This is a genomic window from Streptomyces sp. NPDC051822, from assembly GCF_044452745.1.
Taxonomy (GTDB): Bacteria; Actinomycetota; Actinomycetes; order Streptomycetales; family Streptomycetaceae; genus Streptomyces.
Genome location: NZ_JBITBZ010000006.1, coordinates 220,831 through 246,622, shown reverse-complemented (window position 1 = coordinate 246,622; position 25,792 = coordinate 220,831). Strand labels below are relative to the sequence as shown.

General features: G+C 73.4%; 22 protein-coding genes and 2 pseudogenes. 16 read left to right on the top strand and 8 right to left on the bottom strand.

The window, feature by feature from the left end; all coding sequences use genetic code 11:
• The first annotated feature begins 20 nt into the window (after window positions 1-20).
• Complete coding sequence (locus ACIA8N_RS20735; RefSeq protein ID WP_365786528.1) at window positions 21-737, top strand: helical backbone metal receptor; 717 nt, start codon at window positions 21-23, stop codon at window positions 735-737.
• Here ACIA8N_RS20735 and ACIA8N_RS20730 read toward each other — a convergent pair.
• A complete protein-coding gene (locus ACIA8N_RS20730) occupies window positions 664-1,836 on the bottom strand; it encodes a TDT family transporter (protein WP_365786530.1) in 1,173 nt (390 codons plus the stop codon). The genes ACIA8N_RS20735 and ACIA8N_RS20730 overlap by 74 nt on opposite strands.
• A gap of 70 nt (window positions 1,837-1,906) precedes the next feature.
• Here ACIA8N_RS20730 and ACIA8N_RS20725 point away from each other — a divergent pair, with 70 nt between their 5' ends.
• Entirely contained in the window at window positions 1,907-2,854 is a 948-nt protein-coding gene (locus ACIA8N_RS20725; RefSeq protein ID WP_365786532.1) for a LysR family transcriptional regulator, read from the top strand.
• Window positions 2,855-3,542: 688 nt separating this feature from the next.
• Here the strand turns inward: ACIA8N_RS20725 and ACIA8N_RS20720 are convergent.
• Both ACIA8N_RS20720 and ACIA8N_RS20715 read right to left on the bottom strand, forming a co-directional pair.
• Window positions 3,543-5,171 carry an amidohydrolase gene (locus ACIA8N_RS20720; protein WP_365786534.1) on the bottom strand — a complete coding sequence of 543 codons (1,629 nt, stop codon included), beginning with the start codon at window positions 5,169-5,171 and terminating at the stop codon, window positions 3,543-3,545.
• A 205-nt stretch (window positions 5,172-5,376) separates the two neighbouring features.
• Window positions 5,377-5,994: pseudogene (locus ACIA8N_RS20715) on the bottom strand (TetR/AcrR family transcriptional regulator); the annotation flags it as partial.
• 69 nt (window positions 5,995-6,063) lie between these two features.
• On the opposite strand from ACIA8N_RS20715, the gene ACIA8N_RS20710 reads away from it, so the two are divergent.
• Complete coding sequence (locus ACIA8N_RS20710; RefSeq protein ID WP_365786536.1) at window positions 6,064-7,518, top strand: cytosine permease; 1,455 nt, start codon at window positions 6,064-6,066, stop codon at window positions 7,516-7,518.
• Window positions 7,515-8,599 (top strand): annotated as a pseudogene (locus ACIA8N_RS20705) (C45 family autoproteolytic acyltransferase/hydolase). The gene ACIA8N_RS20710 and the pseudogene ACIA8N_RS20705 overlap by 4 nt, the downstream one beginning before the upstream one ends.
• A gap of 15 nt (window positions 8,600-8,614) precedes the next feature.
• Here ACIA8N_RS20705 and ACIA8N_RS20700 read toward each other — a convergent pair.
• The 3 genes from ACIA8N_RS20700 to ACIA8N_RS20690 all read right to left on the bottom strand — a co-directional run bounded on the left by ACIA8N_RS20700 (window position 8,615) and on the right by ACIA8N_RS20690 (window position 11,648).
• Window positions 8,615-9,307: a gamma-glutamyl-gamma-aminobutyrate hydrolase family protein gene (locus ACIA8N_RS20700; RefSeq protein WP_365786538.1), complete on the bottom strand. Its 693-nt coding sequence runs from the start codon at window positions 9,305-9,307 to the stop codon at window positions 8,615-8,617.
• Window positions 9,308-9,355: 48 nt separating this feature from the next.
• A complete protein-coding gene (gene eat / locus ACIA8N_RS20695) occupies window positions 9,356-10,801 on the bottom strand; it encodes an ethanolamine permease (protein ID WP_365786540.1) in 1,446 nt (481 codons plus the stop codon).
• Window positions 10,802-10,919: 118 nt separating this feature from the next.
• On the bottom strand, window positions 10,920-11,648 hold the full coding sequence (locus tag ACIA8N_RS20690) for an FCD domain-containing protein (RefSeq protein ID WP_365786542.1): 729 nt from the start codon (window positions 11,646-11,648) through the stop codon (window positions 10,920-10,922).
• 89 nt (window positions 11,649-11,737) lie between these two features.
• Between ACIA8N_RS20690 and ACIA8N_RS20685 the strand changes: the two genes are divergently transcribed.
• The 4 genes from ACIA8N_RS20685 to ACIA8N_RS20670 all read left to right on the top strand — a co-directional run bounded on the left by ACIA8N_RS20685 (window position 11,738) and on the right by ACIA8N_RS20670 (window position 16,599).
• Window positions 11,738-13,102, top strand: a complete 1,365-nt coding sequence (locus tag ACIA8N_RS20685; protein WP_365786544.1) for a glutamine synthetase family protein — start codon at window positions 11,738-11,740, stop codon at window positions 13,100-13,102.
• A 17-nt stretch (window positions 13,103-13,119) separates the two neighbouring features.
• Window positions 13,120-14,475, top strand: a complete 1,356-nt coding sequence (locus ACIA8N_RS20680) for an aldehyde dehydrogenase family protein (protein ID WP_399416741.1) — start codon at window positions 13,120-13,122, stop codon at window positions 14,473-14,475.
• Between the two features lie 5 nt (window positions 14,476-14,480).
• Window positions 14,481-15,266 carry a 3-oxoacyl-ACP reductase gene (locus tag ACIA8N_RS20675; protein WP_365787776.1) on the top strand — a complete coding sequence of 262 codons (786 nt, stop codon included), beginning with the start codon at window positions 14,481-14,483 and terminating at the stop codon, window positions 15,264-15,266.
• An 85-nt stretch (window positions 15,267-15,351) separates the two neighbouring features.
• Entirely contained in the window at window positions 15,352-16,599 is a 1,248-nt protein-coding gene (locus tag ACIA8N_RS20670) for a haloacid dehalogenase-like hydrolase (protein ID WP_365787778.1), read from the top strand.
• Window positions 16,600-16,609: 10 nt separating this feature from the next.
• Here the strand turns inward: ACIA8N_RS20670 and ACIA8N_RS20665 are convergent, their stop codons facing one another.
• Complete coding sequence (locus ACIA8N_RS20665; protein ID WP_365787780.1) at window positions 16,610-17,812, bottom strand: amino acid deaminase/aldolase; 1,203 nt, start codon at window positions 17,810-17,812, stop codon at window positions 16,610-16,612.
• Between the two features lie 110 nt (window positions 17,813-17,922).
• On the opposite strand from ACIA8N_RS20665, the gene ACIA8N_RS20660 reads away from it, so the two are divergent.
• Genes ACIA8N_RS20660 through ACIA8N_RS20650 form a run of 3 tightly spaced genes read left to right on the top strand, consistent with a single transcriptional unit; the run spans window position 17,923 to window position 21,145 of the window.
• Entirely contained in the window at window positions 17,923-19,203 is a 1,281-nt protein-coding gene (locus ACIA8N_RS20660) for a hypothetical protein (protein WP_365787782.1), read from the top strand.
• Window positions 19,200-20,366 (top strand): type VII secretion-associated serine protease mycosin, encoded by a 1,167-nt coding sequence (mycP, locus tag ACIA8N_RS20655; RefSeq protein ID WP_365787784.1) that lies wholly within the window; start codon window positions 19,200-19,202, stop codon window positions 20,364-20,366. Before ACIA8N_RS20660 ends, mycP begins: the two co-directional genes overlap by 4 nt.
• A gap of 47 nt (window positions 20,367-20,413) precedes the next feature.
• Entirely contained in the window at window positions 20,414-21,145 is a 732-nt protein-coding gene (locus tag ACIA8N_RS20650; protein WP_365787786.1) for an SseB family protein, read from the top strand.
• Between the two features lie 71 nt (window positions 21,146-21,216).
• Here the strand turns inward: ACIA8N_RS20650 and ACIA8N_RS20645 are convergent, their stop codons facing one another.
• Complete coding sequence (locus ACIA8N_RS20645) at window positions 21,217-21,594, bottom strand: DUF1844 domain-containing protein (RefSeq protein WP_365787788.1); 378 nt, start codon at window positions 21,592-21,594, stop codon at window positions 21,217-21,219.
• A gap of 354 nt (window positions 21,595-21,948) precedes the next feature.
• Here ACIA8N_RS20645 and infC point away from each other — a divergent pair, with 354 nt between their 5' ends.
• From infC to ACIA8N_RS20620, 5 genes are all read left to right on the top strand, one after another.
• The gene (gene infC, locus ACIA8N_RS20640) at window positions 21,949-22,626 is read left to right on the top strand and encodes a translation initiation factor IF-3 (protein WP_078623348.1); all 678 of its coding nucleotides are present in this window, start codon (window positions 21,949-21,951) and stop codon (window positions 22,624-22,626) included.
• 122 nt (window positions 22,627-22,748) lie between these two features.
• The gene (rpmI, locus tag ACIA8N_RS20635) at window positions 22,749-22,943 is read left to right on the top strand and encodes a 50S ribosomal protein L35 (RefSeq protein ID WP_024760685.1); all 195 of its coding nucleotides are present in this window, start codon (window positions 22,749-22,751) and stop codon (window positions 22,941-22,943) included.
• Window positions 22,944-23,049: 106 nt separating this feature from the next.
• Window positions 23,050-23,436 carry a 50S ribosomal protein L20 gene (gene rplT / locus ACIA8N_RS20630; protein WP_015032398.1) on the top strand — a complete coding sequence of 129 codons (387 nt, stop codon included), beginning with the start codon at window positions 23,050-23,052 and terminating at the stop codon, window positions 23,434-23,436.
• A 113-nt stretch (window positions 23,437-23,549) separates the two neighbouring features.
• A complete protein-coding gene (locus tag ACIA8N_RS20625) occupies window positions 23,550-24,389 on the top strand; it encodes an RNA methyltransferase (RefSeq protein WP_365787790.1) in 840 nt (279 codons plus the stop codon).
• Between the two features lie 80 nt (window positions 24,390-24,469).
• Entirely contained in the window at window positions 24,470-25,657 is a 1,188-nt protein-coding gene (locus ACIA8N_RS20620) for an ATP-binding protein (protein WP_365787792.1), read from the top strand.
• Window positions 25,658-25,792: the final 135 nt, after the last annotated feature.

Sequence of the window (25,792 nt, the reverse complement as noted above, 5' to 3'; positions counted from 1 at the left end):
GCGATGAGGACCCCACTGCGATGAGGGTCGTCTCCCTCGTGCCCTCCCTGACCGAGACCGTCGCCGTCACGGCGCCTGGTGTCCTCGTCGGCGCCACCGACTGGTGCACACACCCCGCCGACCTCGACGTCGTACGCGTCGGCGGCACCAAGAACCCGGACGTCCCCGCGATCACGGCCCTCCGCCCCGACCTCGTCCTCGCGAACGAGGAGGAGAACCGGGCCCCCGACATCGCCGCGCTCCGGGCCGCGGGACTCGACGTCCTCGTCACCGAGATCCGCACCCTCGACCAGGCTTTCCGGGAGCTGGAACGGGTCCTCGCCGCCTGCGGCGCACCCCGGCGGCCGCGCTGGCTCGACGAGGCCGAGACGGCGTGGGGCGACCTGACCCCGGCGGGGACGTACACGGCCGTCGTGCCGATCTGGCGCCGCCCCTGGATGGTCCTCGGCCACGACACCTTCGCCGGTGACCTGCTCGCCCGCCTCGGGGTGCGCAACCTGTACGCGGACCATCCGGAGCGCTATCCGCGCCTCCCGCTCGACGAACTCAGGGCCGCCGCGCCCGACCTCGTCGTCCTGCCAGACGAGCCGTACCGCTTCACACGGGACGACGGCCCCGAGGCGTTCCCCGGGGCCGCAGCCGCGCTCGTCGACGGGCGCCTGCTCACCTGGTACGGGCCGTCCCTGACCGAGGCGCCGCGGGCACTGGCGCGGGCCCTGCGAGCAGCGCGCCGCTGAACATGCCCCGCAGGGTGCGGGATCCGGCCACCAGCCAGGCCGCGACGAGGAACACGTACAGGCCGATCGCGAGCCACCGGAACGCGGCGAGATCGGTGTGCCGGGCGAGCCCCTCGGCGCCGGTGACACAGGTCCCGACCGGGAAGGTGAAGGCCCAGAAGGTCATCGCGAAGCCCATGCCCCGCCGGCGGGCCCGCAGCACCATCGCCCCGGCGAGCGCCAGCCACAGCAGCGCGAAGCCCATGACGGGGACACCGTAGAGAACGGCGAAGGCGGCGAAGCCGTGCGCGTACGGGGCGGGCAGGACGCCCGGCGCCACGTCGGCGAACGTGTTCGCGGCGGTCGTCGACTGGCCGAGCGGGCCGAGGACGAGGAAGAGGGTGGGGGTGAGCGCGAGGGGCAGCGGACCGCCGGTCACCAGCCGCCCGAACACCAGCGGCAGCATGACCAGCGTCGCGAGCAGGCTGACGCCGAACATCGCCCAGCAGGCGATCAGCAGCGTCTCCTGCGCCTGACCGGCGGGCAGGTGGGGGACGAGCAAGGGGCCGAGCGCGGCGGACACCATGGGCGCCACGACCGGCAGCAGCCACACCGGGGACGCGCTCTCGATCCGGTGGTGGACCACCATGAGGTACGGGACGGCCACCGCCGCCACCAGGCCGACGACCGTGCCGGCGGTGAACAGGACGGCGTCGAGTGCCACGGCCGCCGGGAGCCCGATCCAGTCCCGTCCCACGATCATCGCCCCGCCGCCGACCGCGAGCAGTGCCATGGAGAGACAGCCGTAGAACGGCGCCATGGCGGGGTCCATGAGGTGGGCGCGTGCCTGGTCGCGGTGGTGCAGCCAGTGCGCCGCGCGGGCGGCGACCAGGGCGATCAGCATCGCGAGCGACAGGGCCCAGACCGCCGCGCAGAACGTGCGGAGGCCGGGGACGTCCAGCGGGAGGCCGGCGCCGGCGTTGGCCACGATGGCCGTACCCATGACGGAGGCGTACCAGTTCGGTCCGAGGTGACGGACGGAACGGGCCGGTGAGGCGGTCGGCCGGGCGCCGGGGGTGGTGGCGCGGAGGGCCGGAAGGAGAGGTGCGTGGCTTGCCATGTCTCCACCGTCTCCCGGTTCACCGGTCCCCACCAGGGATCTTGCGGCTATGACGTCATAAGCTGGGTTTATGAGCAGGGAAGCGCGGGACGACGAGACGTACGGGGCCGAAGTCAGGGGCCGGCTCCACCACCGGGTCCCGGACCTCGGCGCGCTCGAACTGCTCCTCGCCGTCGCCCGGTACGGGAGCCTCGGCGCCGCCGCCCGCGAGATCGGCATCACCCAGCCGGCCGCCAGCAGCCGCATCCGCTCCATGGAACGGCAGCTCGGCGTGGCCCTGGTCGACCGCTCGCCGCGCGGCTCACGGCTCACCGACGCCGGCGCCCTCGTCACGGACTGGGCGCGGCGGATCGTGGAGGCGGCCGAGGCCTTCGACGCGGGCGCGCAGGCCCTGCGGGGGCGGCGGGACTCACGGCTGCGGGTGGCCGCGTCCATGACGATCGCCGAGTACCTGCTGCCCGGCTGGCTCATCGCGCTGCGCGCCGAGCGCCCCGACACGGCCGTGTCCCTCCAGGCGGGCAACTCGGCGGTGGTCGCGGAACGGCTCCTCGCCAACGAGGCGGACATCGGCTTCGTGGAGGGGCTCGCCGTGCCCGACGGCCTGGACGGGGTCGTCGTCGCCCACGACCGGCTCGCGATCGTCGCCGCGCCCTCGCACCCATGGGCCAGGCGGCGTGGCCCGCTCGACCCGGCGGAGCTGGCCGCGACGCCGCTGGTCCTGCGGGAACGCGGCTCCGGTACCCGGCAGGTCCTGGACGCGGCGCTCGCCGGCCACGGCGGCCTCGCGCAGCCGCTGCTCGAACTCGCCTCCACGACGGCGGTGAAGGCGGCGGCCGTCAGCGGGGCGGGGCCGGCCGTCCTCAGCGAGCTCGCCGTCGCGGAGGAGCTGGGCTCGCGCCGCCTGGTGGCCATCCCTGTGGAGGGGGTCCTCCTCCGCCGGGACCTCCGCGCGGTCTGGCCCACGGGACATCGGCCGACGGGACCGGCCCGCGATCTGCTCTCGCTGACGCGGGGGTGAGGCCTGGTCCGGCGGATCCCGGCCTGGTCCGGCGGATCACGGCCTGGTCCGGCGGATCCCGGCCTGGTCCGGAAGATCCCGGCCGGCTCCGCGGAGACCGGTCAGGCCCTGATGCCGGCCATGCCGTAGACCCCCGCCCCGCCCCTTCCCGAAACCCTGCCGGGGGCTGGGGGCCTCGCCCTGCCGTTGTGGGCAATCGTCCCGCTGGGCGGGACGGGTGGGCACAACGGACGGCGCCCCTGCGGGCGCCTCCGCTGCCGGGCCCGGTGACCCTGAGGGCCGCACCTGTGTGCGGGCCGGTGGTCGGTTTGTGCCCACCCGTTCCGCCGTGCGGAACGCCTGCCCACAAACCGGCGGGCGTGCGGCGCACCGGAACCGGCGGGCGGGGGCGCACCACAAGCCGCCGGGCGTGGGGCGCACCGGAACCGGGGCGGGGGGTGCACCCACCGGTGGTGCGGGGCGGCGCGCTTGAACCGGTGGCGGGGCGGCGCGCATGGACCGGCGGCGCGGGGTGCGTGCCCACGGCACGCGGACGGGCGCGGACCGGCGGCGCCCGCCGATGGCGCGGACGCACCCAGGCGGCGTGTGGCCGGTGCGCGCCCGCCGCTGGCGCCGTGCGTGCGCCCGGCGGCCGGCGGCGGCGGACGGGGCTCGCTCACCGGCCCTCCCCCCCCGGCGACCGCCTCTCTCAGACGTCCGACGCCCGGTACGTCACCCGGCCGTCCACCGTCGTCAGGCGGACCGGTACGTCCGGCAGTTCCGTCGGCGGGGTCGTCAGCGGGTCCGCCGCCAGGGCCGTCAGGTCGGCGCGGTAGCCCAGTGCGAGCCGCCCCGCCTCGTGCTCCTCGCCCGCCGCGTACGCCGGTGCCGTCGTCATGCCCCGCAGCGCCTCCAGGGCCGTGAGCGCCTGCTCCGGCAGGTGCGGCGCCTGGCCGAGGTCGCGGCTCGGGCGCCGGTGCGCGGCCCCGGCCATCACGCCGAGTGGCGGGAACGGCGCGATCGGCCAGTCGGAGCCGAGGAGCACGGTGGCGCCGGCGTCCACCAGGTCCCGGCAGCGCCACGCGCGCGAGGCGCGCTCCTCGCCGAGCCGGCGTGACCAGTTGTCGGTGTGGTCGGCGCGGGTGAAGTCGCAGCAGTGCGTGGGCTGCATGGAGGCGAGGACGCCCAGGTCGGCGAAGCGCCGCAGGGTGTCGTCCGGCACGGTCTCGATGTGCTCGACCCGGTGCCGAACTTCGGTCCCGCCGGTGGCCCGCGCCTTCTCGACGGAGTCGAGGACGTGCCGGACGGCCGCGTCCCCGATGGCGTGCGTCGCCGTCGGGACCCCCGCCCGGTGCAGCTCCCCGACGATGCGGGTGTACGCCTCGGGGTCAGGCCAGAACGCGTGCGTGGACTCGCCGTGGCAGTCGGGGCGTTCCAGCCACGCGGTGCCGTTGTCGATGGTCCCGTCCATGAAGAGCTTCACCCCGGCGACCCGCCAGAGGGCTCCGCCCGTGCCCTGCCGCGCGATCAGGGCCCGTACGCCGGCCGCGTCGGTGCCGGGCTGGCACCAGGGTGCCACCCGGAGCCGCAGCGGCAGCTCGCCGGCCGCGTCCAGCTCCTCGTACAGCGCGAGGCTGTCGCCGTTGGCGTCCATGGCGTGGCCGCCGGTGAGTCCGGTCGCCGCCATGGCCCGCAGCGCGGCCGCGAGCCGTTCCCGGCTCTCCTCGCGCGTGGGTCGTGGCGCGACCCGCTCGACCAGCTCGCAGGCGGCGTCCTCCTGGAGCAGCCCGGTCGGGCGCCCGTCGGCGTCACAGACGACCTCGGCGGAGGCCTGGGCGAAGGTGCGGGGTCCGTCCACTCCTGCGAGTTCGAGCGCGCGCCTGCTGGCGAGCGCCGAGTGGGCGTCGAAGAGCAGGAGGAACGCCGGTACGCCGTCGAGCACGGTGTCGAAGGGCGCGATGCCGACGGGCCGGTCGCCGAAGACGTTCGGGTCGAGACCCCAGCCGAAGAGCCAGGCGCCCCGGTCCAGGGTCCGTGCCTCACGGGCGAGGGCCTCCCGTACGTCGTCGAGGTCGGCGCAGTACGAGAGGTCGAGGCCGTGGGTCAGTTCGGCGCCGGTCACCGGGTGCACGTGCCCGTCGACGAGACCGGGCGTGACCACGGCCCCCTTCAGGTCGACGACGGTGGTGCCGGGTCCGGCGAGCGCACGGATCTCCCGGTCGTCGCCGAGGGCGCCGATCCGGCCGTCGTCGGAGACGGCGAGCGCGGTCTCGGGCAGGAACGCCCCCGTGCCGGGGTCGAGCAGACGGGCGGAGAGCAGGACGAGTCGGGTGCGCACGGTGGCTCCAGGAAGGGGGCGGGCGGGGGAGGGGGCGGTGGCTTCAGGAGGGGTCGGCAGGCGACGCCGGTCCTTCGATGCGTCCGGGCGTCGCCGCCTCGGCGGATTCCGGCGCCGGTACGTCGATGGGTCCGGGCGCCGCCGGTACGTCCGCGGGCTCCGGTTCCGGTACGTCCGCGGGCTCCGCCGGTGCCGGTACGTCGTCGAGCGCCCCGTGGCGCAGGCCGAGTTCGCGTTCCGCCGTCGTGAGGGCCATGCGGGCCACGGCCGCCGGGCGGTTGCTCCGGTCGGTGTTGGCGTGGGCGCCGAGGCCGTCGAGCACCACCAGGATCTGGATGGCGGCGGCGCGCGGGTCGTCGGTGCGGAACTCGCCCCGCTCGACGCCCTGGCGGATGAGCTGCTCCAGGCGGTCGTCGTTGGCGCGTTCCTGTTCGGCGACCCGCTCGCGCAGGACGGGCCGGTAGCGGCTGAGGTGCCGGGCGTTGATCCAGAGGCGGCTGATGTCGTCGTAGGCCTCGCCCGCGGAAAGGGTGAAGTAGCGCGCGAGGTACTGCGTGGGGCTGCCGTGCGGGCGGTCGGCGGGCAGCAGGGCGTCGAGTTCGCCGGTGGCGGCCACGCTGAAGGCCTCGCCCACCAGGTCCTCCGCCGAGGGGAAGTAGTGGCTGATCAGGCCGGGGCGTACGGCGAGCTCCTCGGCGATCCGCCGCAGGGTGACGCACTCGAGCCCCTCGGTCAGGGCGACCCGTGCCGCGGTCTCCACGATCTCCGCCCGCCGGGCTTCCGGGGTTTTCCGAACTCGCTTGCGCTGGACGCTTGACGACATACCGGGGATGCTATTGAGTGTGCGACCAATAAGCAAGCAGGTGGGCACGACACGCATCCGGAGGGCCGCATGGCTTCCACGATCCCCGACCCGCATCCCGGCTCCCCGGGCGGCAGAGCCGTCGCACAGGCCGCCGACCGGCCGACCCGCATCGAGGCCCACGGCATCGACCACATCCCCGACGCCGAACGCCACGGACACCCCCGTGAGCTGTTCTCCGTCTGGGCCGCGGCCAACGTCAACTACCTCAGCCTCGTCATCGGCGGCGCCCTCGTCCTGATGGGCCTGAGCCTCTGGCAGGCCCTCGCCGTGACCGTCATCGGCAACCTCTTCTGGCTGCTCCCCGGCCTCCTCGCCACCTCCGGACCGGCCGCGGGAGCGCCCAGCGAGGTGATCACCCGGGCCGTGTACGGGGTCCTCGGCAACCGCGCGAACAACGCGATCGGCGGCTGGCTCGTCTCCGTCTGCTACTTCGCCCTCAACCTGGCCGCAGCGGCGACCGCCGCCTTCGCGCTCGTCGAGAAGGCCGGCATCACGGCGAACACCCCCGTCAAGGTCGCCGTCATCATGGTCATCGCCGCCCTCACGCTGGCCATCAGCGTCTACGGCCACGCCCTGATCATCAAGCTGTACCTGCCGATTACCCTGGCCCTCGCCGGCGCGTTCACGGTCGTCGCGTTCGCCGTCCTGCGGCACGCCGACTTCTCGTACGCCCCCGAGGCACCGCTCACCGGAGTCGAGCTCTGGGCCCTCCTGCTCGCGGGCACCACGATGATCGCCTCGGGCCCGCTCTCGTACACCACGAGCGCCGACTTCTCCCGCTACCTGCCCCGTACGGCCTCCAGGAAGGCGATCATCGGCTGGACCGCCCTGGGCGCCTTCCTGCCCAGCGTCGTCGTCTGCTCCCTCGGCGCGTTCGCGGCCACCGCCGTCGACATGACCGACCCGCAGACCGCGCTGCAGGAGATCCTGCCCGGCTGGTTCGTCCCGGTCTTCCTGCTCGCCCTGGTCCTCGGCACGATCTCCATCAACGCCCTGACCGCCTACAGCGCCGGACTCGCGCTCCAGGCCGTCGGCTTCCGCATCCGCCGCTCCGTCAGCGTCCTCTTCGACGGAGCCGTCGCCGTCGCCCTCACCCTCTACGGACTGCTCGTCTCCCACTTCCTCGACACCGTCAGCAACGCCCTCCAGGTGATCGTGGTCCTGGTCGGTCCCCTGATGGCCGTGTACGCCACCGACGTCCTGCTGCGCCGGGGCCGCTACGACGGCCCCGCACTCTCGGACGAGACCCCCGGCAGCCCCTTCTGGTACACCGCGGGCGTCAACCCGGCCGGTGCCCTCGCCCTCGTCGCGGGCGTCACCGCGGCCGCCCTCTGCGTCAACACCCTCTACACGGGCCCGATCGCCGCCGCCCTCGACGGCGTCGACCTCTCCCTCCCCGTCGGCGTGATCGTCTCCGCCGTCCTCTACGCCCTCCTCATGCGGAACGACCGCACCCTGCGCGCCGCCCGGGCGGGCGCGTGAACAGCCGTACGAGCCTCCGGATCACCGGCACCACGCCCCGGCGGCGCGGCGAGGACCGGGGCAGGCAGGCCCGCGCCGGTGTCACGCGCGCGTGGCGGGTGTACGAGGAGCTCTTCACGACCGTCGCCGCCGCGAACGCCCGGACGCTCGACGTGCCCGCACTCGCCCTCCGCTGCGTGGACGCGACCCGCGCCTGGGCGCCGGAACTCGTCGAGGAGATGGAAGGGGTCGCCGAGGGCGCCGGACTGCCGTTCTGGACGGTCGCCGCGCTCAACGCTCGCACCGAGATCCTCGCCGAGGCCGGTGCGCCCCGCACGGGGGAGTGCTCCACGCTCGTGCGTGGCTGCGACGCCCGGACCACCGGCGGTCAGTGCTGGGACTGGCACGACGAACTCGCCGACGCCTGGCACCTCCAGACCGTCACCGGGGACGTCCACGGCTTCGCCGGGATCACCGAGCACGGCGTCCTCGCGAAGATCGGCGTCAACGAGGCCGGTGTCGGCGTGCTCTTCAACATCCTCGGCCACCGGAGGACGCGGCGGGAGGGGTGCCCGTCCACCTGGTGGCCCGTCAGGTCCTCGGCGCGGCGGGGTCGTTCGCGGAGGCGATCGGGATGCTGACGGGAGCTCCCGTCTCGGCCTCCACCGTTCTCACCGTGGTGACCGCCGACCGGGCCGCCTCCGTGGAGCTCACCCCGGCCGGCTCGGCCGTGGTCGAACCGGACGACCGCGGCTGGCTGGTCCGTACGAACCACTTCCTCGCCCCCGCCCTCACCGGCGGCGAGCTGCGCGGCCGGCGGGACCCGGAGACGTACGACCGCCACCGGCTGCTCACGGAACGGGTCCTCGGGCACACCGGCCCGCTCGGCCCCGACGCGCTCGTGAGCCTGCTCGCCGCCCACCGGGAGGACGGTGCCGAGGTCTGCTGCCACGCCCCCGCCGAAGGGGTACCGGGCAGCCGCTGGGCGACCCTGGCCACGGTCGCGGTCGATCCGGCCGAGCGGCGCCTCATGGTGCACGACGGCGGACCCTGTACGGCGGGCCCGGAGACCTGGGCACCGCTCACGGCCCCCGAGGGCTGACCCGGCGCACCGCCTTCACCCCTGGCGCGCCGCCTTCGCCGCCTCCACGAGCCCCCGCATCACCCGCAGGTCCTCGCCCATCTCCGGGTGCCACTGCACGCCGAGGGCCCAGGCCGGGGCGGCCAGCTCCACCGCCTCCACCGTGCCGTCCTCCGCGTGGGCCGAGGCGGCGAGTCCCGCGCCGAGCCGGTCCACGGCCTGGTGGTGGTAGGTCGGGACCTCGGTGAGTTCGGGCACCAGGGAGGCGTACCGGCTTCCCGGGACCGGCTTCACGGCGTGCCGGCCGATCACCCCGACCGCCTCCACGTGTCCGTCCAGGTGCTGGACGAGGGTTCCGCCGAGCGCCACGTTGAGGAGCTGCATGCCCCGGCAGATGCCGAGCAGCGGGGTACCGGAGGCGAGTGCGGCGCCGATCAGGGCGAGCTCCCAGGCGTCCCGCTCCCGGGCCGGCGGGCCGGTACGGGGGTCGGGCTCGGCCCCGTACCGTACGGGCTCGACGTCCGCCCCGCCCGCGACGACGAGCCCGTCGAGCCGGGCCACGACCGCGGCGGCGGCCTCCGGCCCGTCCGGCGGCAGCATCATCGCGAGCCCTCCGCTCTCCTGGACGAGCCGGGGATAGGGGGCGGGCAGCAGTGCGGCCCGCATGTCCCACACCCCCCACCGGGCCTGGTCGAGGTAGGTGGTCACGCCGATGAGCGGCTTGGTCACGGAACATCCTCCAGAGGTGCGGAGCATCGGTGGATCGGTCGCGTCGGATCAGCCGCGCTCGAGTTCGGCCTCGGCCGCGGCGAGCGCCGCGAACTCCTCCTCGGGCGCGGAGGCCACCAGATGATGCCGACTGTAGAACGCGAAGTAGGCGAGGGCGATCGCGTACACCCCCAGCGCCATGAACGCCGCCGTCCGGTCCACCAGGAAGGTCGCGACCAGGGCGGAAAGGGCCAGGACGAAGGCCACGGAGGAGGTCACGATCCCGCCGGGGGTGCGGTACGGCCGGTGGAGCCCCGGCTCGCGGCGCCGCAGCACGATGTGGGAGAGCGCCATCAGGGCGTACGAGATGGTGGCGCCGAACACGGCGATGTTCAGCATCCGGGCCCCGTCCCCCGTCCCGGCCGCGAGCGCGAAGCCGATCGCGCCCGGGATGAGCAGACCCAGGTACGGCGACTTGCGGCGGCTGGTGAGGGAGAGGAAGCGCGGCAGGTAGCCGGCCCGGGAGAGGGCGAAGAGCTGACGGGATCCGGCGTAGATGAGGGAGAAGAAGGAGGCGACGAGACCGGCGAGGCCCGCGTAGTTCACGAAGCGGCTGAGCGCCGTCGGGTCGCCGTCGCCCTGGAGCGCCACGACGAGGGGGTTGCCCGCCTCCTGGACGGCGGCCGAACCGCGCGCCCCGGTCGCGGCGAGGAAGGTCATGACGGCGAGCAGCACCAGGATGCCCATGGAGATGGCGAGCGCCTTCGGCATCGACCGCACCGGGTCCTTGGCCTCCTCGGCGGCGAGCGGCACTCCCTCCACGCCGAGGAAGAACCACATGCCGAAGGGGAACGCGGCCCAGATCCCGAGCAGGCCGAACGGCAGCCAGGAGTTGGATCCGAAGGCCTCGCCGTCGACCGGGATGTCGTTCAGTCCGTCGACGTGGAAGTCGGTGAGGGCTCCGAGCGCGAAGACGACGAGGGCGGCGACGGCGATGGCCGTCACGATCAGGCTGAAGCGCAGTGCCTCGCCCACGCCCCACAGGTGAATGCCGATGAAGAGCGCGAAGCAGACGAGGTAGACCGGCCAGCCGGACTCCAGCCCGAAGAGACCCAGGGACTCGACGTAGTCGCCGATGAAGATCGAGATGGCGGCGGGCGCGAGGATGTACTCGATCAGGATCGCGGTGCCGGTGAGGAAACCGCCCCACGTGCCGAGCGCCCGGCGGGCGAAGCCGTAGCCGCCGCCCGCCGTGGGCAGGATGGCGGAGAGCTCGGCGAGCGCGAAGACCAGACAGGCGTACATCGCGCCCATCAGGACCGTGGCGATGGCGAGGCCGCCGAAGCCGCCCTTCGAGAGGCCGATGTTCCAGCCGGAGAAGTCCCCGGAGACGACGTAGGCGACGCCGAGCCCGGTGAGCAGCAGCCAGCCGGCGCTGCCGCGGCGCAGCGCGCGCCGCTCCAGATAGTCGTCCTTCGGCGGGGTGGTGTCCCCGGTGGTGTCTTCGAGCGTCATGGCAGCGTCAGCTCCCCGCAACGGGCCCAATGGATTGGAGCCATACCTTTGCGGTGGCTGACGGGGGAGCGCAACCCCCCTGCGTTACTTTCGGGTTACGGGGGACCGCCGGGCGCGCTCACGTCAGGAACCCCCGCAGCAGCGCCGCCGTGCCCGCGCAGTGCTCCCGCATCACCTCGCGGGCCGCGTCCGCGTCCCCGTCGAGCACCGCCTCCACCAGGGCGGTGTGCTGGTGCTGGGAGTGCTCCAGGTTGCGTACGAGCAGGGGGATGCAGTCCAGGAGGTCGTTCACCGTGGCCCGGACCGCCGCGTACTGGGCCGTCAGTGTCGGCGAGCCGGACAGCTCGGCGAGCGTGAGGTGCAGCAGGGTGTCCTGGCGGCGGTAGTCGGCCAGCGGGGCGTCATGGGTCGCCGCGACGGCGCTCCGCAGCCGCTCGACGCCCGCCGCGTCGAGCCCGTGGGCCGCGCAGAGACCGGCGGCCCCCACTTCCAGCACCTCCCGGAAGCGCAGGGTGTCCTCCATGTCGACCGAGGCGATCCGGCGGCGCAGCTCGTCCTCGTCGGCGGTCTGGGGCCGGGGCAGGACGAACGTTCCGCCGTACCGGCCGCGCCGGCTCTCCACGAGTCCCTGCTCCTGGAGGACCTTCAGGACCTCGCGCAGGGTCACCCGGCTGATCCCCATCCGGTCGGCCAGCTCCCGCTCGGCGGGCAGACGCTCCCCGCCGGGCACGAGACCGAGCCGCACCACCTGGAGGATCTGCTCCAGGGCCTCCTCGAAGCCGTTGCCCGCCCGCACCGGCCGCAGCACGGGCGTCAGCCGGTCCGCCGATTCACTCGTACTGGCCACGTTCGCGTTTCCCCTTCTCCAACACTTCCCAAGTAATGGTCTTCCGCAATACCTTATGACTTCCGGCAGGCCGAAGGAGGAGCAATCCCGTGGCAGACCGCACACCCCCGCTCGCCGTCGAGGAGCTCCGAGCCCTCGTCGCGAGCGGCGAGATCGACACCGTAGTCCTGGCCTTCCCCGACATGCAGGGACGGCTCCAGGGCAAGCGGTTCGCCGCCCCGTTCTTCCTGGACGAGGTACTCGGCCACGGCACCGAGGGCTGCAACTATCTTCTGGCCGTCGACACCGAGATGAACACCGTCGACGGCTACGAGATGTCCTCCTGGGACCGCGGCTACGGCGACTTCGCCATGCACCCCGACCTCACCACCCTCCGCCGCCTCCCCTGGAACGAGGCCACCGCCATGGTGACCGCGGACCTCGCCTGGGGCGACGGCACCCCCGTCGTCGCCGCGCCCCGGCAGATCCTCCGCCGCCAGCTGGAGCGCCTCGCGGAGCACGGCTTCACCGCCCACGTCGGCACCGAACTCGAGTTCATCGTCTTCAGGGACAGCTACGAGCAGGCCTGGGACGCGAACTACCGCGACCTCACCCCCGTCAACCAGTACAACATCGACTACTCCGTCCTCGGCACCGGACGCATCGAACCCCTCCTGCGCCGCATCCGCAACGAGATGACCGGCGCCGGACTCACCGTCGAGTCCGCCAAGGGCGAGTGCAACCCCGGCCAGCACGAGATCGCCTTCAAGTACGACGAGGCCCTCGTCACCTGCGACCGGCACGCCGTCTACAAGACGGGCGCCAAGGAGATCGCCGCCCAGGAGGGCTACTCGCTCACCTTCATGGCGAAGTACAACGAGCGCGAGGGCAACTCCTGCCACATCCACCTCTCCCTCCAGGACCGGGAGGGGACGAACGTGATGGCGGGCGACGAGGAGCACGGAATGTCCGCGACGATGCGGCACTTCCTCGCCGGACAGCTCGCCGCCCTCCGCGACTTCTCCCTCCTCTACGCCCCCAACATCAACTCCTACAAGCGGTTCCAGCCCGGCTCCTTCGCCCCCACCGCCGTCGCCTGGGGCCACGACAACCGCACCTGTTCGCTCCGGGTCGTCGGCCACGGCCGCTCCACCCGCTTCGAGAACCGTCTCCCCGGCGGCGACGTCAACCCGTACCTGGCCGTCGCCGGCCTGGTCGCCGCGGGACTCCACGGCATCGAGCAGCGCCTCGAACTCCCCCCGCCCTGCACCGGCAACGCCTACACCGCCGAGTACGCGCACGTGCCCACCACCCTGCGCGAGGCCGCCGAACTCTGGGAGACCAGCGAGATCGCCAAGGCCGCCTTCGGCCCCGAGGTCGTCGCCCACTACCGCAACATGGCCCGCGTCGAACTCGACGCCTTCGACGCCGCGGTGACCGACTGGGAACTGCGTCGTTCCTTCGAACGCCTGTGACAAGAGAGAGGAACGCGGTGCTACAGGTACTGAACCCGGCGACCGAGGAGCCGGTCGCCACCGTCCCCGCCGCCACCCCCGCCGACGTCGACGCCGCCGTCGCACGGGCCGCGGCCGCCCAGCGAGGCTGGGCGGCCGCGGCACCCGCCGACCGGGCCCGGCTGCTCCGCCGCTTCGCCTCCGTCGTCGACGGGCACGTCGAGGAGCTCGCCCGCCTGGAGGTCACCGAGGCCGGCCACACCATCGGCAACGCCCGCTGGGAGGCGGGCAACGTCCGTGACCTGCTCGACTTCGCCGCCGGGGGAGTGGAGCGCCTCAACGGGCGCCAGATTCCCGTCGCCGGGGGACTCGACATCACGATCCTCGAACCGCTCGGGGTCGTCGGCGTCATCGCGCCCTGGAACTTCCCCATGCCGATCGCCGCCTGGGCCACCGCACCCGCCCTCGCGGCGGGCAACGCCGTCATCCTCAAGCCGGCCGAGACCACCCCGCTCACCGCGCTCCGCCTCGCCGAGCTCGCCCTCGAAGCCGGTCTGCCCGAAGGCCTCTTCCAGGTCCTCCCCGGCACGGGACCGGTCGCCGGCAACGCCCTCGTCGAACACCCCGGCATCGCCAAGATCGTCTTCACCGGCTCCACCAGGGTCGGCAAGTCGATCATGGCGAAGTGCGCCGGACAGGTGAAGCGGGTCACCCTCGAACTCGGCGGCAAGAGCCCCAACATCGTCTTCGCCGACGCCGACCTGGAAGCGGCGGCCGCCGCCGCCCCGATGGCCTTCCTCGACAACAGCGGGCAGGACTGCTGCGCCCGTACCCGCATCCTCGTCCAGCGGAGCGCGTACGACCGCTTCCTGGAGCTCCTCACCCCCGCGATCGAGGAGATCGTCGTCGGCGACCCCTCCGACGAGCGCACCCAGATGGGTCCGCTCATCTCCCGCGCCCAGCTCGACCGCGTCCGCTCCTACGTCACCGACGACCTCACCGGCATCCGGGGCAAGGCGCCCGAAGGCCCCGGCTTCTGGTTCCCGCCGACCGTCCTCACCGACGTTCCCGAGGACGCCCCCTGCGCCGTCGAGGAGATCTTCGGACCCGTCGCCGTCGTCCTCCCCTTCGAGGACGAGGCCGACGCGATCCGCCTCGCCAACGCCACCGAGTACGGCCTCTCCGGCTCGATCTGGACCCGGGACGTCGGCCGCGCCCTGCGCGCCTCCCGCGCCGTCCGGGCCGGCAACCTCTCGGTCAACTCCCACTCCAGCGTCCGCTACGCGACCCCGTTCGGCGGCTACCAGCAGTCCGGCCTCGGCCGCGAACTCGGCCCCGACGCCCTGACCGCCTTCACCGAAACCAAGAACGTCTTCATCAGCACGGAGGCCTGACCCGCATGAGCACCGAAGAGATCATCTGCCGCCGCCTGGTCGGCCGTACCGCCGTCATCACCGGAGCCGGCAGCGGCATCGGCCTCGCCACCGCCCGCCGTCTCGCCTCCGAGGGTGCGAACGTCGTCTGCGGCGACATCGACGAGGAGGCCGGAAAGGCCGCGGCGGAGGAGGTCGGCGGCACTTTCGTGAAGGTCGACGTCACCGACCCGGAGGAGGTCGAGGCACTGTTCCGCACCGCCTTCGAGACCTACGGCTCCGTCGACATCGCCTTCAACAACGCCGGCATCTCGCCCCCGGACGACGACTCCATCCTGGAGACCGGACTCGAAGCCTGGAAGCGCGTCCAGGACGTCAACCTGACTTCCGTCTACCTCTGCTGCAAGGCAGCGCTGCCCTACATGCGCCGCCAGGGCAGGGGCTCCATCATCAACACCGCCTCCTTCGTCGCCCTGATGGGCGCGGCCACCAGCCAGATCTCGTACACCGCGTCCAAGGGCGGCGTCCTCGCCATGTCCCGCGAACTGGGCGTCCAGTTCGCCCGCGAGGGCATCCGCGTCAACGCCCTCTGCCCCGGGCCGGTCAACACCCCGCTCCTCCAGGAGCTGTTCGCCAAGGACCCCGAGCGGGCCGCCCGCCGCCTCGTCCACATCCCCGTCGGCCGCTTCGCCGAGGCCGAGGAGATCGCCGCCGCCGTCGCGTTCCTCGCGAGCGACGACTCCTCCTTCGTCAACGCCAGCGACTTCGTGGTCGACGGCGGCATCGCGGGCGCGTACGTGACGCCGCTCTAACCCCTCCCGCTCCTCCTCCCACACCCCCGGCAGCCGGGCGTCGCAAGGCGCCCGGCTGTTCCGCGTACCGACCTGGAGAGTGACCATGAACCGCCGACTCCGTACGTCCGCGGCCGCCGCCGCGCTCGCCCTCGCCGCGACGGGCCTCGTCGCCACGGTCCCGGCCCAGGCGGAACCCCGCGCCTGCCCGGCCCTGAAGGTCTCCGAAGGCTGGCACGGCGACAACAAGGCCCGGCTCGACGCCCTGATCGCCGACCACTGCCACGACAAGGGGAAGAAGCCCGTCGCCGTCTTCGACTGGGACAACACCGTCATCAAGAACGACGTCGGCGACGCCACCTTCTACTGGCTCCTCCGCAACGACCGCATACGCCCGCCCCGCGACGGCGACTGGTCCACCACCAGCCGCCACCTCACCCCCGGGGCCGCCGCCGCCCTCGGCCACGCCTGCCCCTCCGGCGTGCGCAGGCTCCCCACGGCCACCGACACCCGCTGCGCCGACGAGATCCTCTCCGTCTACGGCACGGGCGCCACCACCGGCGGCGCGGCGGCGTTCACCGGGTTCGACCACCGCAGGATGGAACCCCAGTACGCCTGGCTCGCCCAGCTCCTGCGCGGCTGGACCACCCGCCAGGTCGAGTCCTTCGCCGCGGCCGCCCGCGCCGAGAACCTGGCCGCCCCCCAGGGCGCCGTCCAGCGCGTCGGCACGTCCGAGGTCACCGGCTGGATCCGTCACTACCCGCAGCAGCGCGACCTGATCCGCACCCTCCAGGACGCCGGCTTCGACGTCTGGATCGTCTCCGCCTCGCCCGAACCCGTCGTCGACGTCTGGGCGAAGGGCGTCGGCGTCCACCCCTCCCGCGCGATCGGCATCCGCAACACCACCGAGCACGGCCGCCTCACCGCCCACCTCAAGGGCTGCGGCACCGTCCGGGACGGCGAGGACCGGATGATCACCTACATCGACGGCAAGCGCTGCTGGATCAACCAGGAGATCCTCGGCGTCCACGGCCCCGCCGCCGAACGCGTACAGCCCGCCTCCCGGCGCCACGTCCTCGCCGCCGGGGACTCCGACACCGACGTCTCCTTCCTGCGGGACGCCACCGGCCTGCGCCTCGTGCTCAACCGCAACAAGAACGAACTCATGTGCCGGGCGTACGAGAACGGCGACGGCCGCTGGATCGTCAACCCCATGTTCATCGAGCCGAAGAAGCCGAAGACGGCCCCCTACCCGTGCGCCACCACCGGCTACACGGCGGCCGACGGCACGGCGGAGCCGGTCCGGCGGTCCGACGGCAGCGTGATCCCGGACCAGACGGACTCCGTCCACTAGGGGGTGTCTGCTAGAGGAAGGTCCGGCCCTCGCCCCGGTACGTCGGCACGGTCGCCGTGATGCGGTCGCCCTCGACCAGCCGAAGGCTCTCGAACCGCTCGCACAGCTCGCCGGCCTTCGCGTGCCGGAACCACACCTTGTCGCCGATCCGCAGATCGTCGGCCGGCGAGCCGAGCAGCGGGGTCTGCACCTCGCCGGGGCCCTCCTGCGGGTCGTACCGCAGGCCCTCCGGCAGGTACGGCACGGGCAGCCGGTCCCGGCCGGGCGCCCCGGACGCCGGATAGCCGCCCCCGAGCACGGTCACCACCCCGACGCCGGGACGACGGACGACCGGCTGCGCGAACAGGGCGGCGGGCCGCCCGGTGAACGAGGTGTAGTTGTCGAAGAGGCGCGGCACGAAGAGCCCCGAGCCCGCGGCGATCTCCGTCACCGCGTCCTCGGCGGCCGTGTGCTGCACGCTGCCGGTACCGCCGCCGTTCACGAACTCCAGGTCCGGCGCCACCGCCCGTACGGCACGCACCACGGCCGCCCTGCGCTCCGCCAGCTCCCTGCGGGCCGCCGCCTGCATCAGCCGGATCGCCCGCGAGCGCAGCGGCCGGCCCGCGACCGCGTCCCCTACCCCCGCGACATGCCCCTCGTACGCCATGATCCCGACCAGCCGGAAACCGGGGCGACGCACCACCGAGCGGGCCAGCTCGGCCAGCTGGGCGGGCTCGCGCAGCGGAGAGCGCAGCGCTCCGACCCGTATCCGGCCCCCGATCAGCCGCAGCGACGTGTCCAGCTCCAGACAGACCCGGACCTCCTCCGTCCCGCCCGCGCGGGACGCGTCGATCAGATCCAGCTGCGCCACGTCGTCGACCATCACGGTCACCGCGGCGGCGAGCTTCGGATCCCGCGCCAGCTCCCCGAACCCGCTGCGGTCCGCCGAGGGATAGGCGAGCAGGACGTCGTCGAACCCGGCACGGGCCAGCCACAGCGACTCGTCGAGCGTGAACGACATGATCCCCACGAAGCCCTCCCGTGCGAGCACCCGCTCCAGGAGCGCCCGGCACCGCACGGACTTGCTCGCCACCCGGACGGGCTTGCCGCCCGCCCGGCGCACCAGGTCCGCCGCGTTGGCGTCGAAGGCCTCGAGATCGACGATCGCCACGGGCGCGTCGAGATGAGCGGTGGCCCGGTCGTAACGGGCCCGGTCGGAGGCACGGGGAGTCATGGCCCGAGCTTGCCAGACGGGTTTACGGGTGGGTAGCCCCTGGGTTCCCGTGCCAGGGGGAACAGCCCGTAGAGTGACGGCCATTGTCGACACGAGCGGGGGGAACGGGGATGACCGGCGAGCAGCGCCCCGGCACGGCCTCGCGCATCACCGACGCCCTCCTCCCGCCCGCCGCCACCCCCGAGCCGCCGGCGGTGGAGACCACCGCCCGCCTCCGGGCGATCCGCCCGACGGAGACGGCACCGGTCTCGCCGCGCACCACCACCGGTGCGGTGCCCTCGGCGCCCACGGGTGCGCCACGCCAGGCGTCGTCGACAGAAGACACGAACCCAACGGGCACGCCGCGTCCGGCGTCGGGACCGTCCACCTCGGCGCCCGCGCCGCTGCCGCGTCCGGCGGCCGCCCCGGCTCCCGCCATCCCGGCGCCCGCTCCTCCCTCGGCTGCTCATCCGCCGCGCCCCGGGCACAGCACACCCCCTCGGCCGGCGGCTGCCCCGGCTCCCGCCGCCCCTCCCCACGTCCGGCCCCCCGTCCCGCCCTACGGCCACACCTACGCCTACGGCGCCGCCGCTCCCGGCGCCCTCCCGCCCGAGGCGCCCGTCGAGACCACCACGCGGCTCCGGCCCGTACGCGAGCGGCGCACCGGGCGGAACATCGCCGCCGCCGTCTGCGCCGTCCTAGGCGTCGGGCTCATCGGCGGCGCCCTCGCCGGGGTGTGGCTGGCCGCCGCCGAGCCCGGGGAGCGCCCCGAACCCGCCGGTTACACCGAGGCGATGGAGCTCTGGCACAACGCCCCCGTCGACACCCTCTTCCCCCGCACCCTCGCGGGCCCAGAGGCGGGCCCCGGCGCGGCCGCACGCACCTGGACCCGGATCGTCGTCGCCCCGGACGCCGCCTGCTCGCCCGCCGTCCTCGCCAAGGGCCTGCTCGCCGCCCTCCGCCCGCTCGGCTGCGAGCGCGTCCTGCGCGCCACCTACACCGACGCCACCGCCAGCAGCGTCATCACCGTCGGCCTCGTCTTCACCCGCGCCGACGTCACCGCCCAGCGCACCCTCGGCCAGGGCGGCCTCACCACCCGCCTCGGCCAGGACGTACCCCCCGCCCTCGCCGGCCCCGGCACCGTCGCCGCCCGGTTCGGCGCCGACCAGCGCGCCAGCTGGTGGCTGAACGCCCCCGCCGATCTCCCCGTCGTCGTCACCGCCGTCTCCGGCTTCGCGGACGGCCGGGCCGTCGAAGAACCGCAGCCCGCCGACCGGACCATGGCCCGGGGCCGTACCGACGCCGCCGCGCAGTCCGGCCTCGGCCACGAGGCCAAGGGCATCACGGTGCGCATCGAACGGCTGCTGCGCACGATCGCCGCCGCGGCGGCGAAGGAGAAGAGCGCCCGGTGACCCGCCTCCGTACCCCCGCGGCGGTCCTCCTCGCCACCGCCTTCTCCGTCCTGCCCGCCACCACGACACCCGCCCACGCCGACACCATCCGCGCCCGCCAGTGGGGCCTCGAAGCGCTCCACACCACCGAGGCCTGGCGCACCACCAAGGGCGAGGGCGTCACGGTCGCCGTCCTCGACACCGGCGTCGACGCCGGGCACCCGGACCTCGAAGGCTCGGTCCTCACGGGACGCGACCTCATCGGCTTCGGCGCGGCCGAGGGCGACCGCGCCTGGGCCCGGCACGGCACCGCCATGGCCGGGATCATCGCCGGACACGGTCACGGACACGACGGCCGGGACGGCGTCCTCGGCATCGCCCCCGAAGCGAAGATCCTGCCCGTACGGGTCATCCTCGAAGGCACCGACAAGGCCCGCGACAAAGCCCGCAAGTCCCGCGGCGCCGCCCTCGCGGAAGGCATCCGCTGGGCCGCCGACCACGGCGCCGACGTCATCAACCTCTCCCTGGGCGACGACTCCAAGTCCGCCCACCCCGACGCGGGCGAGGACGCCGCCGTCCAGTACGCCCTCGCGAAGGGCGTCTCCGTCGTCGCCTCCGCCGGCAACGGCGGCGAGAAGGGCGACCACATCTCGTACCCCGCCGCCTACCCCGGGGTCATCGCCGTCACCGCCGTCGACCGCTACGGCACCCACGCCTCCTTCTCCACCCGCCGCTGGTACGCCACCGTCAGCGCCCCCGGGGTCGACATCGCCATCGCCGACCCCGACCGCCGCTACTACGAGGGCTGGGGCACCAGCGCCGCCGCCGCGTTCGCCTCCGGGGCCGTCGCCCTCGTCCGCGCCGCGCACCCCGACCTCACCCCCGCCCAGGTCAAGCGGCTGCTCATCGAAACCGCCCGCAACCGCCCCAAGGGCGGCCGCAGCGACGCCAAGGGGTACGGGACGGTCGACCCGGCCGCCGCGATCGAGGCGGGCGCCAAGCTCAAGGGCGGCGACCCGAAGAACACCAGCTCCGGCTACAAGGGCCGGTACTTCGGCCCCGGACCGCTCCCCGCCCCCGAGGAGAGCCGTCCCGTCGGGCTGCTCGCCCCGCTCGCCGGCGGGCTCGGCGCCCTGCTGCTCCTCACCGCCGTCGCCCTGCGACGGACCCGGCGGAACCCGTAGCCGCCCCGGCGGGCAGAGCGTCCGGTCACGCCCGTTAGGCTCGGTGCGTGGCGCTCAAGAACATCCCGGACCCCGGTTTCTCCGACGACGACGGCACCGCCGACCCGCGGCTCGCCGCGGCCCTCGCGGCCTGGGCGGAGGACAGAACCGCCCACGGCCCGGTCCTCGACGCGCTGCGGGAGGCCCGGCTCCTCGTCCCCGTGGTCGCCGTCCTCGGCGAGGTCGAGACCGACGAGAACGGCCTGCGCCGCGAGAAGACCAGCGACATGGCGGTCCCCACCCTCACGGCCGGGGACCGGCGCGCCCTGCCCGCCTTCACCTCGATCGCCTCGCTCGCCCTCTGGGACCCCGAGGCCCGGCCCGTGGCGGTCCCGCTCCACCAGGCGCTCCAGGCTGCCGCGCACGAGAAGGCGGACACGGTGGTCCTGGACCTCGCCGGCCCCGTGCCGTACCAGCTGACCGGCCCGGCCCTGCTCGCCCTCGCCGAGGGCCGGACCAGCGCCGACCCGCTCGACGACCCGGCCGTACGGGAAGCGGTACGGGCAGCCGTCGCCGCCGAGCCCGCGGTGCTCCGCGCCCACCTGGGCCCCGGCGCCGCCGACGGCACCCTCGCCCTGGTCCTCGCGGAAGACGCCGCCCCGGCGGAGGCCGCCCAGCGCGTGGCCCGTGCCCTGGCCGCCGACGAAACACTGAGGGCCCGCCTGGTGCGGGGCCTCGACCTGGCACTCCTGCCGGCCTCGGCCACGCCTCCGGGCGAGCCCTTCTACGTAAGAAAGTAAGAGAAGTCCTGGCCGTACACCGGCCCCGTGACTGTTCTCCTCCGGGGGGCGACCCCCGTACCCCCGAACCCCTAGCCGTACACCGGCCCCGTGTACTTCTCGCCCGGGCCCTGGCCCGGCTCGTCCGGGATCAGGGAGGCCTCGCGGAAGGCGAGCTGGAGGGACTTCAGGCCGTCCCGCAGGGGAGCGGCGTGGAAGGAGGAGACCTCCGTCGCGCCGGCGTCGAGCAGACCCGCGAGCGCGTGCACCAGCTTGCGCGCCTCGTCGAGGTCCTTGTACTTGTCGCCCTCCTCGGTGAGCCCGAGCTTCACCGCGGCGGCGCTCATCAGGTTGACGGCGACCGTCACGATCACCTCGACCGCCGGGACCTCCGCGATGTCGCGGGTCATGGCGTCGAAGTCAGGGGCGTCGGGGGAGTCCGCGGACTCGTTCTGGGGCGTCTCGCTCATGCCTCATACGATATGCCGGTCCTCGGTTAGCGGAGACCGCCGGGTCCTGCTAACCTTGTGTAACGACCGGCCGGACACGTGTGTGCCCGGCCCACAAGTGGAGGCTCCGAACTCCCACCTGACCACCCTCGCGGGTGGCGGGTCACCGGTCAGGTGGCGCCCATCGTTCCGTACGGACGATGGAGCCGCCCGATGTGCGCCCCGCGGTTGACCGCGGCGGTGTTCCGGTATTCCCCTGGAGCCCCGCCTGTGTCCCGTCCGGGGCGTTTTTCACGTGCCGGCTCGGTTGGTCTCAGAAACAGACGTTGCGCGTCCGTCCGCCAGGCGGTCGCGTGGTGCTACCTAGGAGGATCCATCAGCGCCGAGCCCCGCATCAACGACAGGATTCGCGTTCCCGAGGTGCGACTTGTCGGACCCAGCGGCGAGCAGGTCGGGATTGTTCCGCTTGCCAAGGCCCTGGAGCTCGCACAGGAGTACGACCTCGACCTGGTCGAGGTCGCGGCGAACGCCCGTCCGCCCGTGTGCAAGCTCATGGACTACGGGAAGTTCAAGTACGAGTCGGCCATGAAGGCCCGTGAGGCGCGCAAGAACCAGGCGCACACGGTCATCAAGGAGATGAAGCTCCGGCCGAAGATCGACCCGCACGACTACGACACCAAGAAGGGTCACGTCGTCCGGTTCCTCAAGCAGGGTGACAAGGTCAAGATCACGATCATGTTCCGTGGTCGTGAGCAGTCCCGTCCCGAGCTTGGTTTCCGGCTGCTGCAGCGGCTGGCGTCGGACGTCGAGGAGCTTGGCTTCATCGAGTCCAACCCGAAGCAGGACGGCCGGAACATGATCATGGTTCTCGGCCCGCACAAGAAGAAGACCGAGGCCATGGCCGAGGCGCGTGAGGCTCAGGCCGCACGCAAGGCCGAGCGCCAGGGCGTCACCTCCGAGGAGACGTCCGAGGCCCCGGCCGACGAGACCGAGGTCGAGGCTCCGGTCGCCGAGGCCGAGGTCGAGGCTCCGGCCGAGAACCCCGAGGCGTGACCCGACGGGCTGCCACCCAGGCAGCCCTGGGGCCCGCCCGGACCCACCAGACGAAGAACTGACGCTCCCGGTTGTCCGGTACCCACACCGGGGGAGCGCCACTGACGAGGAGATACGGCGCGATGCCGAAGAACAAGACGCACTCCGGTGCCAAGAAGCGCTTCAAGGTCACCGGCACCGGCAAGATCATGCGCGAGCGCGCCGGCAAGCGCCACCTGCTCGAGCACAAGTCGTCCAAGCTGACGCGTCGCCTCACCGGCAACGCCGAGATGGCCCCGGGCGACGCGGCCAAGATCAAGAAGATGCTGGGCATCTGATCTGATCACCCGCCCTCGGCGACGAGGGCTACCGGCCAGGTCCGGGACCCATTCGTTTTTCGGGTCGTGTGAGTCCAACCACGACCCCGCTACAAGGAGTTAACAAGTGGCACGCGTCAAGCGGGCAGTCAACGCCCACAAGAAGCGCCGGGCGATCCTCGAGGCGGCCTCCGGCTACCGCGGTCAGCGCTCGCGCCTGTACCGCAAGGCCAAGGAGCAGGTCACCCACTCGCTGGTCTACAACTACAACGACCGCAAGAAGCGCAAGGGCGACTTCCGTCAGCTGTGGATCCAGCGCATCAACGCCGCTGCCCGCCTGAACGGCATGACGTACAACCGCCTCATCCAGGGTCTGAAGGCCGCCAACATCGAGGTGGACCGCAAGATCCTCGCCGAGCTGGCCGTCAACGACGCCAACGCGTTCGCCGCGCTGGTCGAGGTCGCGCAGAAGGCTCTGCCGGCCGACGTCAACGCCCCGAAGGCCGCTGCCTGATCTTCCAGGCCGCAGTACCTCTGCCCGGACCCGCAGGCGCGTGCGCCTGCGGGTCCGGGTGCGTCGGCCCCCGATGCCGCCGTCCCCCTCGATAGAGAGAACCGCCGCACCTCATGGTCACCCCCGAGCTGATCTCCCCGCGTTCGCCGCGTGTCGTCGCCGCCCGGCGGCTCGCCAAGCGCAACTTCCGGGGCAAGGACCGCCTCTTCATCGCCGAGGGCCCGCAGGCCGTCCGCGAGGCCGTCGAGCACCGCGGCTCCACCGGAGAGCCGACCCTCGTCGAGCTCTTCACCACCGTCGAGGCCGCCGAGCGCTACGCCCCGATCATCGAGGCCGCCCTCGCCTCCGGTGCCCGCGTCCACCACGCGTCCGACGCCGTCCTCGCCGAGGTCTCCCAGACCGTGACCCCGCAGGGGCTCGTCGGCGTCTGCCGGTTCCTCGACTCGCCGTTCGAGCAGATCGTCGCGGCCAAGCCCAAGCTGGTCGCCGTCCTCGCCCACGTACGCGACCCCGGGAACGCCGGCACCGTGCTGCGCTGCGCCGACGCGGCCGGCGCCGACGCCGTCGTCCTCACCGACGCCTCCGTCGACCTGTACAACCCCAAGTCCGTACGCGCCTCCGTCGGCTCCCTCTTCCACCTGCCCGTCGCCGTCGGCGTCCCCGTCGAGCAGGCGGTCGCCGGACTGAAGAGCGCGGGCGTACGGATCCTCGCCGCCGACGGGGCCGGCCAGGACGACCTCGACGCCGAGCTGGACGCCGGCACCATGGGCGGGCCCACCGCCTGGATCTTCGGCAACGAGGCCTGGGGGCTTCCCGAGGAGACCCGGGCCCTCGCCGACGCCGTCGTCCGCGTCCCGATCCACGGCAAGGCCGAGAGCCTCAACCTCGCCACCGCCGCCGCGGTCTGCCTGTACGCCTCCGCCCGCGCCCAGCGCCCCCGAACCTCCGCCTGAAGGCCCCCTCCGTCCGCCCCGCCCAGTAGAGTGACGCACTCGGGGGCCCACTGCGCTACACGGAGGGGTGGGGTACGGGGATGACGGTCGGCACGGACAGTCCCGCACAGGCACGGAGCACCGCTCCGCCGTGCGCCCCGGAGCCCGAGGACCCGCGCGCGGAGGCCGCACCCGGCCCCGCCGGGAGCACCGGTCCCGGCGAGGACGCCGGGTTCGGGGGACTCCACCCCGACGACCTGCCCGACGGTCTCGTCGTCGCCGACGAGACCGGCCGCGTCATCTGCTTCAACGCCGCCGCCGGCCGCATCACCGCCGTCCCCGGCGACCGCGCCCTCGGCCTCCCCCTCGACCAGGCGCTGCCCCTCGAAGACCTCAAGGGCCGCCGCTGGTGGACCCTGACCGACCCGTACGGCGGCCTCGCCATCCGCCGCGGCCAGCCCGAGCGCAACCTGCTGCTGCCCGGCGGACGCGAGGTCCTCGTCTCCGCCACGTACGTCCGCGAGCGCCCCACGGGACCGGTCCGCCGGGTCGTCGTCTCGCTGCGCGGCACCGAGGCGCGCCGCCGCACCGAGCGCAGCCACGCCGAGCTCATCGCCACCGTCGCCCACGAACTGCGCTCCCCGCTCACCTCCGTCAAGGGCTTCACCGCCACCCTGCTCGGCAAGTGGGAGCGGTTCAACGACGAGCAGAAGCGGCTGATGCTGGAGACCGTCGACGCCGACGCGGGCCGCATCAAGCGGCTCATCGCCGAACTCCTCGACATCTCCAGGATCGACTCCGGCCGGCTCGAAGTCCGCCGCCAGCCCGTCGACATCGCCGCCGCCATCGGCCGCCACATCCAGGTGCACACCACGGGCGGCCAGTCCCCGGACCGTTTCTTCGTACGGATCAGGCCCGAACTGCCCGACCTCTGGGCCGATCCCGACAAGATCGACCAGATCCTCGGCAACCTCCTCGAAAACGCGGTGCGCCACGGCGAAGGAACCGTCACCATCGAGGTGGCACCCGCCAGGGCGGGCGACGACGGAGAAGAGGGGACGGAGGTCACCGTGAGCGACGAGGGACCCGGCATCCCCGAGGAGTCGATGAGCCGCGTCTTCACCCGCTTCTGGCGAGGCAGCAAACGCGGCGGCACCGGGCTCGGGCTCTACATCGTCAAGGGCGTCGTCGAGGCCCACGGCGGAACCATCACCGTCGGAAGGGGCCCCCGGGGCGGGGCCGAGTTCCGATTTATCCTGCCCGTCGGCACCCCGGCCCATCTCCTCTGACGTCTCACCTGACGAGACCACGAGAGATCAGGAGCCGTCCGGCCTGCCCACGGGCTCATTCGCGTCCCCCCACCCCGTTAGACTCGTCCTTTGGCACGTTTGCGCCCTTGACGTCGAGCGGGGCCGCCCAGCCAG

Excerpts from the sequence above, each read along its gene's own strand:
- ACIA8N_RS20735 (WP_365786528.1), top strand. The coding sequence starts at position 21 with ATGAGGGTCGTCTCCCTCGTGCCCTCCCTGACCGAGACCGTCGCCGTC.
- ACIA8N_RS20730 (WP_365786530.1), bottom strand. The coding sequence starts at position 1,836 with ATGGCAAGCCACGCACCTCTCCTTCCGGCCCTCCGCGCCACCACCCCC.
- ACIA8N_RS20725 (WP_365786532.1), top strand. The coding sequence starts at position 1,907 with ATGAGCAGGGAAGCGCGGGACGACGAGACGTACGGGGCCGAAGTCAGG.
- ACIA8N_RS20710 (WP_365786536.1), top strand. The coding sequence starts at position 6,064 with ATGGCTTCCACGATCCCCGACCCGCATCCCGGCTCCCCGGGCGGCAGA.
- eat (WP_365786540.1), bottom strand. The coding sequence starts at position 10,801 with ATGACGCTCGAAGACACCACCGGGGACACCACCCCGCCGAAGGACGAC.
- ACIA8N_RS20675 (WP_365787776.1), top strand. The coding sequence starts at position 14,481 with ATGAGCACCGAAGAGATCATCTGCCGCCGCCTGGTCGGCCGTACCGCC.
- ACIA8N_RS20670 (WP_365787778.1), top strand. The coding sequence starts at position 15,352 with ATGAACCGCCGACTCCGTACGTCCGCGGCCGCCGCCGCGCTCGCCCTC.
- ACIA8N_RS20665 (WP_365787780.1), bottom strand. The coding sequence starts at position 17,812 with ATGACTCCCCGTGCCTCCGACCGGGCCCGTTACGACCGGGCCACCGCT.
- ACIA8N_RS20660 (WP_365787782.1), top strand. The coding sequence starts at position 17,923 with ATGACCGGCGAGCAGCGCCCCGGCACGGCCTCGCGCATCACCGACGCC.
- ACIA8N_RS20645 (WP_365787788.1), bottom strand. The coding sequence starts at position 21,594 with ATGAGCGAGACGCCCCAGAACGAGTCCGCGGACTCCCCCGACGCCCCT.
- rpmI (WP_024760685.1), top strand. The coding sequence starts at position 22,749 with ATGCCGAAGAACAAGACGCACTCCGGTGCCAAGAAGCGCTTCAAGGTC.
- ACIA8N_RS20625 (WP_365787790.1), top strand. The coding sequence starts at position 23,550 with ATGGTCACCCCCGAGCTGATCTCCCCGCGTTCGCCGCGTGTCGTCGCC.
- ACIA8N_RS20620 (WP_365787792.1), top strand. The coding sequence starts at position 24,470 with ATGACGGTCGGCACGGACAGTCCCGCACAGGCACGGAGCACCGCTCCG.